Genomic DNA, 15,790 nt, shown 5'->3' on the forward strand with positions numbered 1-15,790 from the left:
GTTCATGTAGCCGTAAATGAGTATTTTCATCATGATATCCTCGGGCACAGCGCCGTTCCACTTGCTCTGTATCGTGTAATCTTCTTTGGAATAGATCTCGTCTATCACATTGCCCAGTACTCTGACCGGTGAGCTTTCTTCGATGTAGATCTCATAATTCATGTTAAGACGTACTTGACAATTTCTCATTTTTATGGTACAATCCTTTCGTGGGTTATTTTTTTCGCAATTAAATTATACCACAAAACGAAGAGCTTAGCTATACCTTTCGGGGTTCGCTAAGCTCTTTTTCTTTCTTTTTGGGGTGCAACAGCCCCTTCTTTTGTTTTTAAGCGTTTGCTTTCCGTTACGACTCGGTGGGAGTGGTGGGTGTGGGTGCTGTCGGGGGTGTGGTGTTGTCGGGAGGGTTCATACCCATGCCGATAGCCTTACCCGTAACGAAGGAGTTTATCATAGACTTGAGGTCGATGCCGATGCCGTCGAGCATTCCCGCGCTCACCTGATTTGTGGACTTTGTGATGTCCTCGATCATTTTTGCGGTGTTGCCTTCGCCATACATCGTGATGCTGTCTACGCTTGCGAGCGGCTCTGCTATAGCCTTTGCGATCTGCGGGAGCACCTCGAAGTACATCTGTAATACCGCTGCTTCCTGCATCTTCTGCATAGCCTCCGCCTTGCGGTCAAGACCCTCAGCCTCAGCGAGAAGCTTAGCCTTTACGGCGTTTGCCTCTGCCTCACCGACTGCCCTGATACCCTCGGCTTCCTGGAGCTTTGCGAACTTCATCGCTTCAGCCTTAGCCTTCTGAGCCTCTGCTTCCTTCTGTGTCTCGTACAGCTCCGCCTCAGCCTGCTTCGAGCGCTGGAAGAGCGCTGCCTGCGCCTCCTGCTCCTTGCGGTAGCGGTCTGCATCTGCTTTCTTCTTGATCTCGGCGTTGAGTGCCTGCTCCTGAACTTCCGCCTGCTTAGCATGTAAGAGTACCGACTGCTCGGTCTTAGCGATATCCGCCATCGAGCTTGTTACTTCGATAGTCTTTCTCTGCTCCTGCTTCTGGATGTCGTAAGCAGCGTCTGCCTCAGCCTGCTTGATATCCGACTGCTTTTTCAGTTCAGCCTTGCGGATAGCGAGTTCGTTGTTCTTCTGTGCGATCTCGGTCTCAGCCTGAACTCTTGCGTCGTTGGATTCCTTGCTCGCCTTAGCCTGTGCGATCTGGATATCTCTCTCAGCCTCAGCCTTGGTGATAGCCGCCGTCTTCTGGATCTTTGTGGTGTTGTCGATACCGAGGTTCTCGATAAGTCCCTGCTCATCAGTCAGGTTCTGAACGTTGAACGAAACGATCTCAAGACCCATAGCCGCCAGGTCGGGAGAAGCGTTCTCCTGAACCTTTTCAGCGAACTTCTTACGGTCGTTTACCATGTCCTGCAAGCCCATCTGACCTACGATCTCACGAACGTTACCTTCGAGTACCTCGCGTGCAACGCCGCAGATGTAGTTCGAGTTCTGGTTCAGGAAGTTCTGAGCTGCCAGCGCGATCATTTCGGAGCGGTCAGAGATCTTGATGTTAACGACCGAATCTACCCTGATGTTTATGTAGTCGGCGGTCGGAACGCTTGTAGCGGTCTTGACGTCTACCGAAATGAGCTTTAAGCTCAGTTTATCAAGTCTTTCGAGGAAAGGCACCTTGATGCCTGCCCTGCCGATAAGTGTTCGCTTTCTCAGACCCGAGATGATGTATGCCTCATCGGGCGGTGCCTTGCAGTAACCCGAAACGACGATGATTATCAGCAGGATGATGCCTGCGATAATGCCGATCGTACCAAGATTCTCCTGGATCCAATCCATATGTATGCCTCCTTTTCTCCAAGGGGACACCGTTAACGATTTCGTGTCCCTACGCTCATAATTATATCATAAAGCGAAAATCTTGTCAATAGTGAATTAACTTTTATCGAGGTACTGAAACCCTGTGAAACGGTAGAAATTTTTATGACTGTTGACAGATTTTGAATGGTATGATATAATTATTTTGTAACAAATATGTCCCTGCGGGTTTCCAAAAAGAACACCCGCAGACGCTCAAATAGAGATTAAGGCAACACCGCACGACCATTGTGCGTCAGATGCGAAGTCAGAAATTTCGTCAGATTACCTAAATGAGGCGCAGATGGGCTGGCGCCCATCAAGCCGAATTTGGGTAATATGACGGAATTTATGCAAGCATATGATGTGCAAAGGCGCGAGCCGGTGGTTGCGCGGTGTTGCCTTAAAGTAATTCGGAGGTAAATACCATGAAATTGAATACATACCAGAAGCTCGAATCTGCGTACGCGTCCATTCGCAGGAAGACGGATTTTGTTCCCGAGGTCGCGCTGGTGCTGGGGTCGGGGCTGGGGGCGTTCGCGGATGAGCGCGTCGAGACCGAAGCTGTCGTTGAGTACAAGGACATCGCGGGATTTCCCGTTTCGACGGTCATCGGGCACAAGGGTCGTTTCGTGTTCGGAACGGTGGGCGGCGTGAAGGTCGCGGTCATGCAGGGCAGAGTGCATTATTACGAGGGCTACCCCATGACCGACGTTGTCATGCCTGCACGTCTGCTGGCGATGATGGGGGCTAAAGTGCTGTTTCTGACCAACGCTTCGGGTGGCATTTCGCCCGAGCTCGGCGCTGGTGACTTCATGCTCATCCGTGACCACATCGCGTCCTTCGTCCCGAATCCGCTCATCGGCGCGAATGTCGAGGAGCTCGGCACCCGCTTCCCTGATATGTCGAACGTCTACGACAACGGGCTCTGCGATGTCATAAAGTCGTCGGCGGAGAAGATAGGCGTTCCGCTTAAAGAGGGCGTTTACGCGCAGCTGACGGGTCCGTCCTTCGAGACCCCTGCCGAGATACGTATGCTGGGTACGCTGGGCGCTGACGCGGTGGGAATGTCCACGGCGGTCGAGGCGATTGCCGCCCGTCACGCAGGTGTGCTGGTGTGCGGCATCTCATGCGTCGCAAATCAGGCGGCAGGCATCAGCCCGACACCGCTCACTCACGATGAGGTCCAGGAGACCGCCAATAAAGCCGCTCCGCGTTTCAAGGCGCTCATCTCCGAGAGCATCGTGAACATCTCGGCTCATCTGAAAACGAGGGAGATATGATGCCTGAAATAGTGTACAATAAAATGGACAGTGTCCGCCTTTCCGGGGACGGAAGTGCTGTCGTGATAATCGACCAGACCCTGCTCCCCAACGAGCTGAAATATCTGACCCTCACGACTGCCGAGCAGATGTTCGAGGCGATAAAGACCCTTCGGGTGAGGGGCGCACCTGCCATCGGCATCTTCGCAGGGTACGCCATGGCGGTGCTTGCGAAGAGCATCCCCGACGAGGGTTTCATGGACGAGCTGACGCGGCTTGGGGAGTACCTCATCTCCTCGCGCCCGACCGCCGTGAACCTTTCGTGGGCGGTGAAACGTCAGCTCGGATGTGCCGCAAGGTCGGGCAGGGAAGGCCTCGCCGATGAAGCGGTGCGCATCCATCTTGAGGACATCGGCACCTGCAAGGCGATAGCCGAGCACGGGCTGTCGCTCCTGCACGAGGGCGACAGGGTGCTGACCCACTGCAACGCAGGTGCCCTCGCCTGTTCGCGCTACGGCACGGGGCTGGGGGCGCTGCTGCTTGCCGCTGAAAGGGGCTTCAAAGTCTCGGCGGTGGTGGACGAGACCCGTCCGCTGCTGCAAGGCGCAAGGCTCACCGCCTACGAGCTGCACAACGCAGGCATCGACGTCAGTCTCATCTGCGACAACATGGCGGCGTGGCTCATGTCCTGCGGCGAGATAGACGCGGTGATGGTGGGCTGCGACCGCGTGGCGGCAAACGGCGACACCGCCAACAAGATAGGCACGCTGGGCGCGGCTGTGGCGGCGCATCATTTCGGAGTGCCGTTCTATGTTTGCTGCCCCGGCTCCACCATCGACAGGAGCTGCAAGACGGGTGCGGACATCGTGGTGGAAGAGCGCGACGGCAGTGAGATAACCGAGCTGTATTTCAGACAGCGCACCGCCCCCGAGGGCATCGGTTTCCGCGACCCCGCCTTCGACGTGACCCCTGCCGAGCTCATCACGGCGATAATCACCGAGAACGGCATACTGCGCTATCCGTACTACTTTGGCTGAGAGGGTGAGAAAATGGCTCTGAAAAACGACATTCTTTCGCTGATGGAGAGCGAACACGGCGAAGTGCTGTCGGGAAGTATGCTCGCCGAGCGTTTCGGCGTGTCGAGAAATGCGGTCTGGAAGGCGGTAAACGCGCTGAAAGAAGAGGGTCACTCGGTCGAAACGGTCGGGCGCAAGGGCTATCGGCTGACTGACGGCAGCGACATTCTTTCGGAAGAGGGCATACGGAGTTTTCTGCCCGAGAAACTGCGCAGCTCGCGGCTCGCTGTTGCGAAGGAGGTCGGCTCCACCAACGACGAGGCGAAAAAGCTGAGCATGGACTACCCGAGCGAGCCTGCGGTGTTCGTGGCGGACAGTCAGCTCTCGGGGCGCGGACGTTTCGGGCGGAAGTTCTATTCCCCCGCGAAAACGGGGCTGTACCTTTCGATTGTCTTCTATCCTCACGAACAGCTGAACAGAGCTGTGGTCTACACGGCGATGGCGGCTGTGGCGGCGGCGCGGGCGGCTGAAAAAGTCTGCGGCATCCGACCGCAGATAAAGTGGATAAACGACCTCTACATCGGCGAACGGAAGGTCGCAGGCATCCTGACCGAGGCCGAAACGGATTTCGAGACGGGCGAGGTGCGTCGGATGATAGTCGGTATCGGCGTGAATATCACCACCGAGGATTTCCCCGACAGCATACGTGAAAAAGCCGCGTCACTCGGCGTGAAAGTGCGCAGGAACCAACTCGCGGCAGAGATGATCTCGGAGTTCTTCTCGATCGCCGAGGAAAAGCCCGACGGCTTCATGGACGAGTACCGAAGCGGCTGCTTCCTGATCGGACGCGAGATACTCTTCTCCGACGGCTCCCGCGAATACCGCGGCACAGTCGTCAGCATAGGCGACGCCTGCGAACTCGTCCTCGACACCCCCGACGGCCGCCAGACCTTCTCCCACGGCGAGATACTGCGCTTCTAACGGGGAGAGTGCGGGACTGACTGGGGGAAGACCCCTTTCCTAAAATTTTTAATACTTTTTGGCTTGTGGGTGTTTCTTCTTTATATTGTGCAAGTCGAGAAGGTTGTAGTTCTATTTTTTCAATAGTCTGTCCCTTGCCAAAAAGACGTTCATGAGTGCAGGAAAGCGGTAAGGCAAGTAGACATCTTTTGAAGCGGCGAGAGTCTATCTCCCCGAACACATCTATATGATGACAATATTAAAAGTCTTTGGAAGGGGGTCTGGGGGAGAACCTTTCTTCAGAAAGGTTTCCCCCGGTAAAACCCGTAGTTTTCGCCCCCCCCGTCGGGAGCAGAAAGGAGCATAGTGTATGAAGTATATTCTTTCACTTGACCAGGGGACCACGTCCTCGAGGGCGGTACTTTTTGACGAGGAGCAGCGCATCACTGCGATCTCTCAGAGGGAGTTCACCCAGTATTATCCGAAGGAGGGCTGGGTCGAGCACAATCCGATGGAGATATGGTCATCGCAGTATTCGGTGGTCACGGAAGCGGTAGCCAAGAGCGGCATCAACCCTTCGGACATCGCGGCGGTTGGCATCACCAACCAGCGCGAGACGACCATCGTGTGGGAGCGAAGCACGGGGAAGCCTGTGTACAACGCTATCGTGTGGCAGTGCCGCCGCACCGCGCCGCTCATCGAGAAGCTGAAAGCCGACGGTCTGACCGAGATGATACGCGAAAAGACGGGGCTTGTGCCAGACGCGTATTTTTCCGCCACGAAGATCCGCTGGATACTGGACAACGTTGAGGGCGCACGCGCACAGGCGGAGCGTGGCGAGCTTCTGTTCGGCACGGTGGACACATGGCTCATCTGGAAGCTGACGGGGGGCAAGACCCACGCCATCGACCGCACCAACGCGTCGCGGACGATGCTCTACAACATCAACACCTGCGAGTGGGACGACGACCTGCTGAAACTCTTCGGCATACCGCGTTCGATGCTCCCCGAAGTCAAGAGTTCGGGGGATTTCTACGGTGTTGCGGACGTTTGCGGAGCGGCTGTGCCTATCGCAGGAGACGCTGGCGACCAGCAGGCGGCGCTTTTCGGGCAGGGCTGTTTCGAGGCAGGCAGCGCGAAGAACACCTACGGCACGGGCTGTTTCCTTCTGATGAACACGGGCAGCGAGCGCAGGACGAGTGAGAACGGACTGGTGACGACCATCGCCGCCACTCTCCGCGGAAATCCCGTTCAGTACGCGCTTGAGGGCAGCGTTTTCGTCGGTGGAGCGGTCATCCAGTGGCTGCGCGACGAGATGCGCCTGTTTTCCGAGAGCCGCGACGCGGAGTACTTCGCACGGAAGGTGGACAGCTCTGGCGGCGTGTACCTTGTACCTGCCTTTACGGGGCTGGGCGCACCCTACTGGGATATGTACGCCCGCGGCACCATCGTCGGCATCACCCGCGGCACCAAGCGCGAGCACATCATCCGTGCGGCGCAGGAGTCCATCGCCTTCCAGTCGGCAGATCTGTTCACCGCCATGGAGAGCGATTCTGGGGTGCGCATCAGCGAACTGAACGTTGACGGCGGCGCTTCGAGGGATTCCTTCCTGATGCAGTTTCAGTCCGATATTCTGGACAGAAAGCTCGTAAAGCCGAAAAACCACGAATCGACGGCACTGGGCGCGGCGTATCTCGCAGGGCTCACGGTGGGTCTGTGGGAGAATGCCTCGGGGCTCGTATCCGCCCGTGAGATAGACCGCACATACACCCCCGATATGTCCCCCTCACAGCGCGAGTCGCTCCTTTCGGGCTGGCACAAAGCCATCGGCAGGAGCAAGGGCTGGGCGGAAGAATGATCGTATAACAGTAAAAAGGCACTTTTGTCGTGATTGACAAAAGTGCCTTGTATTTATCAGAGAGAAATCGTGATATCCTCTGCCGAGGTTATCGTTGAGAAGTTGTCGTAATCGAGTATTTCCGATGAGAAAACCAGCCTGTCGAAATCGGCATTCGGGTCGTTTTCGGGCGCGTAGAATTTCATAAGAATATAGTGACCCGTGTGGGCAGGAACGGAATTGCGGAGATTATTCTCCATATCCACCACCGTATCCCCAGAATAGCAGGTGTGATCGTTCACCCTGAAAATGATATCCGTGTCGCCGGTGTTCTCGATGTACAATCTTACTATCCTGCCGATCTTATTCTGGTCGTCGTCGGTCATCGGATAGTTCGAGTCGTACCACAGCCTTACGCCCGCATCATCCATCGCGTCGTACACCACGTAGTCGCTTGAATCGTGATTTGGCACCGAACCCTCCAGATCGAAGTAGGTGTGTATCTGGTCGCTGTAGAGGTATTCGCCGTCCTCCGTCTCGTCGTGTACGCCGATCTTCATGCGGATGTCCGTAATGGCGGCTCTTACGCTGATAAGGTCGTTGATGTTCTCGACCGTGGTCTGTATCTCGCTCTGAGGGTAGACGTATACGTCAAATTCAGCGGTGCTGGTGTAGCTGTTGGGTGCGATGTAGCTGCTGAACACGTTCATCCTGTGATCGCTGTCGTTCTTGATGTTCAGCACCAGATCGTAGGAAGAACCGTTCCTTTTCAGCTCATCGACAGTGATGGTGATGCCGTATTGCCTGTACAGCACTTCGTAGCCGTAGCGGCGGTCGTCGTCGGTGTATCCCTCGGTGAGTATGGGTTTCAGGCTCACGGGGATGGTCTCATCGGTCTGTGAGGAAGTGTTTTTCTTCGGCGCGGGCATATTTTCCGCATTTTTCTTGCTGCGTAGCCCGTACACGGCAGAGCCGCCCATCACTAAGACGGCAGCGGCGCAGACAGCCGCGATGTGTGATCTTTTCATGTTACTGTCTCCGAATTTACAGCTTGTAGGCTTCGAGCCTGTATATCGGCATACCCATCTCGGTGAAGCGGCGTTCGTACTCGGTCACGATGTTGCCCTCAAAATCCGAGTTGTGCAGGTCAAGGGAAACGTTCTGTATCCCCCATCCGCTCTGCGAGAATTCCGCTATCGAGAACTCGAAGAGCTGCATATTGTCGGTCTTCTGGTGGATCTCGCCGCCCTTGACCAGCAGTCCCTCGTATATCTTCAGGAAATTGCGGTGGGTGAGCCTGTGCTTTGCGTAGCTCTTCTTCGGAAAGGGGCAGCTGAAATTCAGGTAGATGCGCTGCACGATGCCCTGCGGGATGTAGCAGTCAAGGTATTCCGCACCGCCTCTCATGAAGCGGATGTTCTCTATCCCTTCGGCGATGGTCTGCTCGGCGGCGTCCACCACCACGTTTGAAGCCTTCTCCACCGCAAGGTAGTTGAACTGCGGCTCACGCTTTGCGAGCTCGCGGATGAACTGACCCTTTCCGCAGCCGACTTCAAGCACCACGGGCTTGTCGTTGCCGAAGAGTTTTACGGGGTCTATCATATGTTCGCTGTCCTTGATACGGTAATCGCGGTCGTCCCTGTCCATGTAGATTATCATGTCGCCGCACGCCGCGAGCCTGTCTTCAAGGTGCTTTTTTCTTCTCATTCTCATATTTTTTTATTCCTTTATCTGTCCTGTATGTTTCGCACGGGATGCAGTTTTTTCCTGCTGATGCGAGGTATTCGTCCGCCTCGTCCCTCGAATGGAAAACGGTGACCTTTTTGCCGCACTGTGCGAGCTGTTCGCGGATGTTCGGCAGAAAGTCTTTCGGGAAATCCCTGATGAACTGTTCAAATTCCGCGTCAAGCTCCTGCTCGACCCAGGGCATATCGGGGCGTTTCTTTCCGACCCTTTCAGCCGCACCTTCAAGGCACACCTCAACGGGGAAGTCCATCAGGAAAACGGTGTCGCACTTCTCCAGCCGCACGGGTATGGTGCGGTTATAATTCCCGTCGATGATCCAGCGGTCGTAACGAAGTATCTCCGCGAGTTTCCTGTCGAACTCCTCACGGCTCACATTCGTGCGGTCGGGCCTGTGCCATATCATGTCGAGGTGATACAGCGGCAGACCCGTTATCTCCGCAAGCGCCCTCGAAAAGGTGCTTTTGCCTGCGCCCGGGCTGCCTAACACGATGACGCGGTTCATTTTTTCTTCCGCATTATCTTCGCAAGTCCGCCGTGCTCGAAGAAATCCTTGTCGGATGTCAGTGTCACCCATTCTGTGCAGCTGCCGTCCAGAGGGTTGACGTGAGGATAGATGTTTATCATGACCTCACTGTCCTTGCCCGAGTAGCGGGGGGTGAACCTGAACACCATCTGGTGCGCAGTCGCGTTCATGAGCATTTCCTCGGTCCGCGGAACGCCCGTCAGTGAGTCGGGGTCGTCGCAGGCAGGGATGTTTATCTCGGGCATCCAGAGTCTGAGGACCTGTCCGCCCTCTTTTTTTTCGTAGAGTTCGGGTTTGCGCTTGATGGTGCGCGGCTTGCCCATAGTGTCGGGAAAAGTCACATCGAACATATCCACGGTCAGGTCGCCGTTCTCGACGGCGTCCCCTGCGATGACGAGCATCACGCCTTTTTTGTTCGCAGCCCCGTCGCTCTCGACGCTTACCGAGAAGGGCATACCGTCAATCAGCACTGCTCCGCACGCGGACTTTCTGAGTGCGACTCTTGTCTTGTCGCGCTTCTGCATCGCGCGTGCTATCATCTGGTTATCGAAAAAAGCCATTACAGCTGCACCTCTGTTCCGCCGAAAGGTCTGATGGACAGCACGTAGCAGCTGCCCTTGCCGAACACGCTCTCCATGCGGTGAGTGAACAGCTCAAGCTTGTGGTCGGGGACGAATGCCTGTATCGTTCCTGCGAAGCCGCCGCCGTGTACTCTGCAAGCGCCCTCACCTGCGAGGACTGCCTCTGCGAGGTTCAGCGCCAGAGAAAGACCCTGCTGTTCGGGGTGCGCCGACGAGTAGATGTTCTGGAGGTACTTGTAAGAGGAGTCGCCGCTCTCGTTGATGAGGGTCAGGAACCTGCGGAAATCGTGGCTCCTGAGGGCTGCCGCTTCCTTGCTGACTCTGTCGCTGTCTGCGAAGAAGTGCATTGCTCTGAGGACGGCTCTGTCGCCGAGCCGCTCTCTCAGCTCGGGGATATGCGCCACCACGTCGGCACGCTCCACCTCACGCAGGACGTTCTTGCCGAAGTACTGTGCCACCGCCTTCATCTCGCTGGGAACAGCGGCGTAATCGGGGGTCAGGTCGGCATGGCTGCCCTTCGTGTCAACGATGCAGAGCTTGTGACCGCTGGCCTCGAAGTCGAAGTCTATCGCTTCGATAACAGGTGCGGTAACGTCCTTGAAGTCGATGGTTATGAAGCTGCCCACCGAGGAAGCCATCTGATCCATCAGACCCGAAGGCTTGCCGAAGTAGATGTTCTCCGCGAACTGTGCAATCTGAGCAATCTCCACAGGGGAGACCTTGAAGTCGTTGTAGAGACCGCTGAGGATAGTGCCCACCAGCACCTCGAAAGCCGCCGACGAGGACAGACCCGAGCCTTTAAGCACGTTGGAAGTGGTGTACGCCGAGAAGCCGCCCACCTTGTAGCCGCGCCTCTGCATACCTGCCGCAACGCCTCTGATGAGAGCCGCCGAGCTGTTCTCTTCCTCGTCCTTGATGTCGGTGTCGGCAGGGTCAACGGTGTCCATCGGGAAGCCCTGTGACTTGATGCGGATGATGCCGTCGTCGGTGGGTGTCACCGCCGCGATAACGTCTAGCGACACGCCTGCCGCCAGCACGCAGCCGCAGTTGTGGTCGGTGTGGTTTCCGCCGACCTCGGTGCGTCCGGGTGCGGAGAAGAAACGTTCGGGCTTCTTGCCGAACATCGATTCAAATTCCGCAGCCGCATTCCTGTAGCGCTCGGCCTGAGCGTCAACGGCAGCCTGTCCGTATATGTCTTTAAGAGTGTGTATCATATATTTACCTCCGATTAGATATATCCTTTATATTATACAATATTTCAAAACTCATTTCAAGAGGTTTTCGATATTTTTTCGCGAAATGAGCATGACCGTAATGTACAGTTTCGGTGAACAAAATACGGGAGAGCGTGGGTATGCCCTCCCGTTAAAAGCTGCTTTATCAGAACGTTGAAGAAACGTAGTTTGCGATCATGACAGCTGCGCCGTCGAGACCGAGCCTGCTGCTGTTGAGGCAGAGGTCGTAACCTATCTTTGAATCCCATTCCTTGCGGGTGTTGAGCTTGTAGTATTCGGCACGTTTTTTGTCCATCTTGCGCAGAGTGGCTGCAACATCGTCATAGGGGATGCCGTGACATTCCATAGCATGAGCGACCCTTGTCTCGGGGGGAGCGTAAACGAACACCGACAGAGTGGGCACATTGTTCCTGAGTATGTAATCAGCGCAGCGTCCCACGATAACGCAGGGAGCTTTTCTTGCGAGCTTTGTGATGATGTCGGCCTGCACCTCAAAGATAGTCTCGCTCATATTCTTTTTCCTGTCGCTGCTGCCCTTGAAAGAGATGGACAAGAACGGGTTTTGCAGGGTCTCCTCGTACTTCTCGATTATCTCGGGTTCGACGCCCATTTTCTCGGCAGTGAGCATCATGAGCTCCTTGTCGTAAAATTCAAATCCGAGCTTTTCCGCGGTGAGCTTTGCGATCTCGCGTCCTCCGCTGCAATACTGTCTTTCTATAGCAATAGCCCTGATCTTTGCCATTTAGTATCCCTCCTTTTGTCGAAAGGCATCCGCGGGGAAATACGCAGGACTGCCCTGTGCAATATCACTATAATAATTATAGTATACTTTATGTAAATATTCAATTACGGTAAGGTTACAATTTATTACACTTTACACATAGCTATCACTCAAATTACAGATAAATTACAAAATACCAAAAGTTTAGAAAGGGGCTTGAATTTTTAAAAATAGTATGTTATAATAGATGTCGAAACTTGTTGGAGAACGTAAAAACCAAGAGGAAACGGAAGGAAAGTGTGAAATAATGTCACAAACGGCAGCAAATCCCAAAAGACCGCCTTCCCAGGGAAGACAGGCGGGTCAGAGAACGCATTCAACATCATCATCGGGACGCGGCGGAAGCGGCAGCGGACAGCGCCCGAGAAGCGGCTCTTCGGGCACGGGCACGAGACCGAGAAGCTCTTCATCACCCTCTCACAGACCTTCGGGACAGAGGGGACAGGCGGCGGCTGTAAGACGGAGAAAAAAGAGATCAAAAGCTCCCGTCATAGCTCTGCTGGCAGTGCTTTTCCTGTTTCTGCTGATAGTTATGGTATACTGGCTCGGTTTCATATATTACAAGAACAGGTTCACAGCCAATACCTTCGTCAACGGTCAGGATGTGGGCGGAAAGACCTTCGCAGAGGCTGAACGGATGTTCGCTCACAGCGAAGTGCCCTCTTCGATACAGGTCAAAACTCCTACTGACAATACGGTAGACCTCTCGCTCAGCAATATCGGCTACAAGTACAGCTACTCCGAAGAGCTTGAGAAGATATACAACGACATCGACAGAAAGAGCTGGTTCTCGTTTCTGCTGACAAGGACCGACTACAACTTCAGCGATGTTGCTTCCTACAACTATGACGCTCTCATGAGCGAGATAGAAGACGCCGACTGGGGCAGTGAGGAAAACCAGAACGCTCAGATAAAGTCGGGCGACGACGGTTACTATGTCGTTCCCGAAGTTCAGGGCGACGTTTTCGATATGGATACCCTCAAGTCTTCCATCGCGCATCAGCTCGACAACGCGGTCTACACCGTTGACTGGGCCGATACCGAGGCTTATATCCCTCCCGAGACTGTAAAGGGCGACTACGACGCCAAGATAGAGACCCTCAATAAGTTCTGGAACATGGAGATCAATTACGACTTCAACTATACCAAGGAAAAGCTCACGGGCAAGAAGCTCGCGAAGATGGTGAAGGTGAAGCGCGACGGTACATGGACTATCGACGAGGACAAGTGCATGGAGTACATCGAGGAACTCGCCGATAAGTACGATACCTACAACAAGCCGAGAAAGTTCAAGGCTACTAAGCTCGGCAAGATAACCGTTCCCCCCAGCTCCGACGCGAAGTACGGCTGGTGGCTCGATCAAAAGGCCTGCTGCAAGCAGCTGATCGGCATCATCAAGAAGGGAGAGAACCGCAAGAAGGTCGAGCCTGTATACTACAAGGACGGCAACTTCGAGTTCACGGGCGTTCCCGAGGCAAGGTCGGAGAACGACGACATCGGCAAGACTTACCTTGAAGTAGACCTCACCAATCAGATGTGGTGGTACTACAAGGACGGCAAGAAGAAGAAAGAGGGCTACGTGGTATCGGGTCAGACGACCTCTGCCGCAAGAACTACTCTTCCCGGCGTGTATAAGCTCTGGCAGAAGGACACCAACTACCGCATGAAGGACCGCAACGCTGACGGCGAGCAGTGGGACACCACCTGCAACTACTGGAACCGCATCGCGATAGTCGGCATCGGTATGCACGACTCTACATGGAGATACGGCTTCGGCGGCACCATCTACCAGTACGACGGCTCCCACGGATGCATCAACATGAGCTACTATGACGCTCAGTACGTATACGAGAACGTGCCCCTCGGCACCCCCGTAGTTATGTACTACAAGACGCTTCCCGCAGTTATCTCATAAGACTTACATATCCCCGAAGGCGGTCTGCTTTCGGGGATGTTTTTTACAGTAAAAAAGCAGTCCGTATTTTCGGACTGCTTTATCTCAGTTCTTACGCTGTCTTTTGTGCTCGACCTTCTGATCGTACATCTTTGTGTCGGCGTCGTGCAGCAGTTTTTCAACCGCGTCGGTAGTGTCGGCGTTCCCGAGCGCGAAGCCCGCGCTCGCCATTACGTTGTAGGGCTTGCCGCTGGTCTCGTTGTACTTGTTCAGCACGTCGAGGAAGGACAGCAGGCGTTCTTCAAGCTCCTGCGGAGTGTAGGTGCCGCTTCCGAGGATGAAGAATTCGTCGCCGCCTGCGCGGATGCAAATCTCGCCCGGCATCGTTATCGAACGCGCTGCGTGAGCAAGCTCGATGATGGCGTTGTCGCCCTCGGCGTGACCGAAATTGTCGTTGATGTATTTCAGACCGTCCATATCCAGCACGCAGGCGAACATCATGGGCGACTTTCCGAGCATACCCTTCAGTCTGTGCTCCATTCCGCGGCGGTTCATCAGCCCTGTCATGGCGTCGAATTCCGAGTACATGGTCAGCTTGGTGCGGACTCTCGTCATCTCCAGTGCGCTGTTGACGTTTCTCACCCAGTTGCGGTAAACGATGCCGATGCGCTTTTTCTGAGCCAGCGGGCAGACCAGCACCGCATATCCCAGCAGGGTTTCCAGGAAGTGTATACTGGAGAAGTAGTAAACCAGGGGTTCGTCGTGCTCGCGGTCTATCTCGGGGTGAAGCAGCTTCACGTCGAAGAGTTCAGCCCTGCTGTCCGAGCAGAATCGGTTCTTCTCCACCTCGTCGAAATCGCTGAACGACCGCGAGTGGATGACGTTCTTCATCCTGCGGCTGAAACTCTCGTTTGGCAGAGCGGTCAGCCAGTTTTCATTGAGACAGAGGTAGAAATCCTTGTAGGGTTTGAGCAGGTAGTCGGTCTCGCCTATCTCCCTGAGACATTCCTCGGGGTCGGCGGCTCTTGTGAGCTTTTCGAGCATATAGCTGTCGAGCCATCTGCCGATATTAACGTCGTCGAACTGGTCGAGGTCGTAGGGATTGAAGGTGACGTTGAACAGCGAGTCGTACAGACGCTTGCGGATGTAGGTGATGTTCTCCTTGCCGCCGCAGCTTGCGCATACCCTGAGCCCGTTCTCCTCGCTAGGAAGGGCTGGGATGATTTCCGCATCGGGGTCTATCTGCCTTGCGAGGATGTTGATACCCTCGGCAGCCGCCATGCTTATATCGGGGATGTAGGTGGTGATGCTGAGCTCGTTGAGCGCGGCTTCGTGAGTAGCGTCAAATCCCGTGACGGAAATCTGTCTCGGAACGTTGATGCCGTTTTTGAGCAGCTTGTTCACCAGACCGATAGCCATGTGGTCGTTGGCGCAGATGACCGCATCGGGCATGGGCACTTCGCCGCTGATTATCTTCTCGGCGAGTTCTTCGCCGCCGTTGTACCAGAAGTTACCGTAGAAGATGTGGTCGTCCCGCAGCTCCATACCGCGTCTTTCAAGCTCGTTCCTGATGCCCCTGAGCCTGCGGTGAGTGACTTCCGCGTCCGCCTGACCGCCCAGATAGTAGATGTTCCGTCTGCCGCAGTTGTCGATAAGGTGAGCCGTTATCTTCTCGAAAGACGGTGCATCGTCAACGCTCGCCGCCGCAGGCAGGTCGCCCAGCGGCAGGTCGAAAGCCACGACGGGTTTGCTGCACTTTTCCTTTATCAGCTCTGCGACGCGGTCGCGCACCCATTCGGTATTGGCTTCCGCCAGAGAAATGGTCGCGACAAAAACGCCGTCCAGCCTGTCAAAATCTATCAGGTCAAATATCCTGACCTCGCCGTTCAGATAACTCTCGAAGTCGGAACAAGCCTGCATCAGAGGTGCAAACACAGCAACATCATAGCCGTATTTGACGCACTGGGAAAACACGCCTTCCATAACGTGCTGCTGGTAAACAGCCTCGGGATTCGCAGTTATTAGTCCTATCAGTTTTCTTTTCACAAGACCGCCCCCTTGTGTCGGTATCGCTATATCGCCGATGCACTTTTTCGT

At 54.9% G+C, this 15,790-nt stretch carries 14 protein-coding genes; 5 read left to right on the plus strand and 9 right to left on the minus strand.

Features of this window, described 5'->3' with window-relative positions; genetic code table 11:
* Both BT142_RS11590 and BT142_RS11595 read right to left on the minus strand, forming a co-directional pair.
* Positions 1 to 189, minus strand: a 189-nt coding sequence (locus BT142_RS11590) for a hypothetical protein (RefSeq protein ID WP_139275802.1), incomplete at its 3' end; no start/stop codon positions are given.
* A gap of 157 nt (positions 190 to 346) precedes the next feature.
* Positions 347 to 1,840: a flotillin family protein gene (locus BT142_RS11595; protein WP_072418361.1), complete on the minus strand. Its 1,494-nt coding sequence runs from the start codon at positions 1,838 to 1,840 to the stop codon at positions 347 to 349.
* A gap of 446 nt (positions 1,841 to 2,286) precedes the next feature.
* Here BT142_RS11595 and BT142_RS11600 point away from each other — a divergent pair, with 446 nt between their 5' ends.
* The 4 genes from BT142_RS11600 to glpK all read left to right on the plus strand — a co-directional run bounded on the left by BT142_RS11600 (position 2,287) and on the right by glpK (position 6,954).
* Positions 2,287 to 3,141: a purine-nucleoside phosphorylase gene (locus BT142_RS11600; RefSeq protein ID WP_072418362.1), complete on the plus strand. Its 855-nt coding sequence runs from the start codon at positions 2,287 to 2,289 to the stop codon at positions 3,139 to 3,141.
* On the plus strand, positions 3,138 to 4,157 hold the full coding sequence (gene mtnA / locus BT142_RS11605) for an S-methyl-5-thioribose-1-phosphate isomerase (RefSeq protein WP_347497668.1): 1,020 nt from the start codon (positions 3,138 to 3,140) through the stop codon (positions 4,155 to 4,157). The genes BT142_RS11600 and mtnA overlap by 4 nt, the downstream gene beginning before the upstream one ends.
* 12 nt (positions 4,158 to 4,169) lie before the next feature.
* Positions 4,170 to 5,117 (plus strand): biotin--[acetyl-CoA-carboxylase] ligase, encoded by a 948-nt coding sequence (locus BT142_RS11610; protein ID WP_072418364.1) that lies wholly within the window; start codon positions 4,170 to 4,172, stop codon positions 5,115 to 5,117.
* Between the two features lie 349 nt (positions 5,118 to 5,466).
* Positions 5,467 to 6,954, plus strand: a complete 1,488-nt coding sequence (gene glpK / locus BT142_RS11615; RefSeq protein ID WP_072418365.1) for a glycerol kinase GlpK — start codon at positions 5,467 to 5,469, stop codon at positions 6,952 to 6,954.
* A gap of 56 nt (positions 6,955 to 7,010) precedes the next feature.
* Here glpK and BT142_RS11620 read toward each other — a convergent pair whose 3' ends face one another.
* The 6 genes from BT142_RS11620 to BT142_RS11645 all read right to left on the minus strand — a co-directional run bounded on the left by BT142_RS11620 (position 7,011) and on the right by BT142_RS11645 (position 11,760).
* Positions 7,011 to 7,961, minus strand: a complete 951-nt coding sequence (locus tag BT142_RS11620) for a hypothetical protein (RefSeq protein ID WP_072418366.1) — start codon at positions 7,959 to 7,961, stop codon at positions 7,011 to 7,013.
* Positions 7,962 to 7,977: 16 nt separating this feature from the next.
* Positions 7,978 to 8,646, minus strand: coding sequence for a tRNA (guanosine(46)-N7)-methyltransferase TrmB (gene trmB, locus BT142_RS11625; RefSeq protein ID WP_072418367.1), 669 nt, complete (start codon positions 8,644 to 8,646; stop codon positions 7,978 to 7,980).
* Positions 8,618 to 9,181 carry a P-loop NTPase family protein gene (locus BT142_RS11630; RefSeq protein ID WP_072418368.1) on the minus strand — a complete coding sequence of 188 codons (564 nt, stop codon included), beginning with the start codon at positions 9,179 to 9,181 and terminating at the stop codon, positions 8,618 to 8,620. Before BT142_RS11630 ends, trmB begins: the two co-directional genes overlap by 29 nt.
* A complete protein-coding gene (locus tag BT142_RS11635; protein ID WP_072418369.1) occupies positions 9,178 to 9,762 on the minus strand; it encodes a hypothetical protein in 585 nt (194 codons plus the stop codon). The genes BT142_RS11630 and BT142_RS11635 overlap by 4 nt, the downstream gene beginning before the upstream one ends.
* A complete protein-coding gene (locus BT142_RS11640) occupies positions 9,762 to 10,997 on the minus strand; it encodes a galactokinase (RefSeq protein WP_072418370.1) in 1,236 nt (411 codons plus the stop codon). The genes BT142_RS11635 and BT142_RS11640 overlap by 1 nt, the downstream gene beginning before the upstream one ends.
* A 166-nt stretch (positions 10,998 to 11,163) precedes the next feature.
* Positions 11,164 to 11,760, minus strand: coding sequence for a cytidylate kinase-like family protein (locus BT142_RS11645; RefSeq protein WP_072418371.1), 597 nt, complete (start codon positions 11,758 to 11,760; stop codon positions 11,164 to 11,166).
* Positions 11,761 to 12,046: 286 nt separating this feature from the next.
* On the opposite strand from BT142_RS11645, the gene BT142_RS11650 reads away from it, so the two are divergent.
* Complete coding sequence (locus BT142_RS11650; protein WP_175444937.1) at positions 12,047 to 13,714, plus strand: L,D-transpeptidase family protein; 1,668 nt, start codon at positions 12,047 to 12,049, stop codon at positions 13,712 to 13,714.
* Positions 13,715 to 13,798: 84 nt separating this feature from the next.
* Here BT142_RS11650 and BT142_RS11655 read toward each other — a convergent pair whose 3' ends face one another.
* Positions 13,799 to 15,739: a diguanylate cyclase domain-containing protein gene (locus BT142_RS11655; protein ID WP_175444938.1), complete on the minus strand. Its 1,941-nt coding sequence runs from the start codon at positions 15,737 to 15,739 to the stop codon at positions 13,799 to 13,801.
* Positions 15,740 to 15,790: the final 51 nt, after the last annotated feature.

The sequence above is a fragment of the Ruminococcus sp. YE71 genome (assembly GCF_900119155.1).
Lineage (GTDB): Bacteria > Bacillota > Clostridia > Oscillospirales > Ruminococcaceae > YE71.